The 1,681-nt window shown below is 33.1% G+C and carries 2 protein-coding genes and 1 pseudogene; 2 read left to right on the forward strand and 1 reads right to left on the reverse strand.

Annotated elements, in window-relative coordinates; genetic code table 11:
- A pseudogene (locus tag AC1DRF_RS26480) lies at nt 1-485 on the reverse strand (STAS domain-containing protein); the annotation flags it as partial.
- A gap of 338 nt (nt 486-823) precedes the next feature.
- Here AC1DRF_RS26480 and AC1DRF_RS26485 point away from each other — a divergent pair.
- Nucleotides 824-1,021, forward strand: coding sequence for a hypothetical protein (locus tag AC1DRF_RS26485; RefSeq protein ID WP_043978700.1), 198 nt, complete (start codon nt 824-826; stop codon nt 1,019-1,021).
- Nucleotides 1,022-1,038: 17 nt separating this feature from the next.
- Entirely contained in the window at nt 1,039-1,329 is a 291-nt protein-coding gene (locus tag AC1DRF_RS26490) for a spore coat protein (RefSeq protein ID WP_477742128.1), read from the forward strand.
- Nucleotides 1,330-1,681 lie beyond the last annotated feature (352 nt).

A 1,681-nucleotide genomic window follows, 5' to 3' on the forward strand; every position in this document is an offset into this window, starting at 1 on the left:
AGCTCAGAAATCAACATTTTTTGAGCTTGAGACTGCGCTTCTGAAACTTGTCCGTAATAAAGCGTAAAAAGTTCTATCATCCGATCAAACGCTTCATTTACTACTTTATTCCATAAAAAAAGCTCTTCACATGTAATGCTAGATGAATGAAGGTGAAAAAAAGATTCAATCTGTTTAAAAAAGATTAAACGAAACTTTTTAAAATGATGAATACTATGATAAAGAGAATCGCCTCTTTGAGCCCTTTTTGAGGCAACTTCCTGTGCCCAGTCACTAAGAGTATCTAATGACTCTCCTATAAGAACTTTTACAATTTTACAAGTGAAATATTGATTTTGTACTCGAAGATATTCGGTTGTTTGGGAAGAGGCATCAGCTGTGTAGATTGAATCCTTTTCCACTTCCCGTGAGTCTAGCCATTCTTGAGACATTTCATCAATATGTTCTAGTAAAAAGTCATGTAGCTTTTCTGTCATTTCCTGCATAACATGTTCTCCTTTATTGTTATCTAACGTTCCGTTTCCCGGTTTACTTGTATGAAAAACTTCTACTTGTTTATGAAGCATCTTGGATATGTAATTGGTAACTATTTATTTAACGTTTCGTTATTATTTAATGTCAGAGGACTCTCTTGATTTTTAATATCTCTTTCTTTTTCCTTTTGATATAGAAAATGGTTTATATAAATAGACTCATTTATGCTAGTTGTAATACCTGGGCATATTTTTCTGAAACATTAAAAAAATTAGATAATTACTGTTTAAATGGAAACAAGCTGGGAATATAGTTCACAAGCCAGAAAATTCTAAGGAGGAATTGAGATATGTCAAAAAAATTAGCTATGCACGAGACGCTAGAAGTTCATGAAATCTTAACGCTTAAAACGTCATGTGTAACAAAAGGCACAGCAATGCTGGAATTGGTAGAGGATGAAAAATTAAAAAAGATTCTGGAAGAAGACGTCCAAACGTCTACTGAAGCAATTAATGAATTAAAAAAAATCTTAAAGAAAGCTCAATAAACAGGAGGGATTTAGGAATGGCTGCTAAAAGTACGCTTAACAAAACATTAGATGATCTTGCTATTGCAACTGATTTGTTGTTATCAGCGAAAAACGGTGTACGAACATATGCCGTAGCTCTCACGGAAACAGCAACTCCAGAAGTTCGGAAAGTATTAAAAAAACAATTRGATGAAGCCATCGAACTTCATGAAAAGATTGCTCAATATATGATTGATAATGAAATGTATCAYGCCTATGATGTWGAAGARCAAGTAAATCACGATTTAAAAAARGCAGATAAAGCGTTAGAKTTAGCRAAAGGTTAAAATCAATATTCGTAGATATATATTTTCTATAAAAAAGAGAAAGTCTAATTCAAATAGACTCTCTCTTTTTTTATCTATATTAAAGACTTTTTGAATTAAGATTATAAAATAATACAAGTCCACATATCGAAGGCTGTATTCCTCATATAAGTATGAACTTCAAATAAATGGAAATCCCGATAACACTACTATCAAAATATTGAATGGAGGTCGTAATGTGACTCATAATGAACACAAGGGAGAACAGCTTCCGCAGACGCCTGAACCATACTGGAGAGATTTTATTGATTTGCCGGAGTTTCCCGCTTTAGATAATGACATGGATGTAGATGTTGTAGTTGTAGGCGGAGGG

Source organism: Priestia sp. P5_B4 (genome assembly GCF_056400385.1).

What these genes read in the sequence shown, in the direction of transcription:
- AC1DRF_RS26485 (WP_043978700.1), top strand. Translation starts at nt 824, where the DNA reads ATGTCAAAAAAATTAGCTATGCACGAGACGCTAGAAGTTCATGAAATC.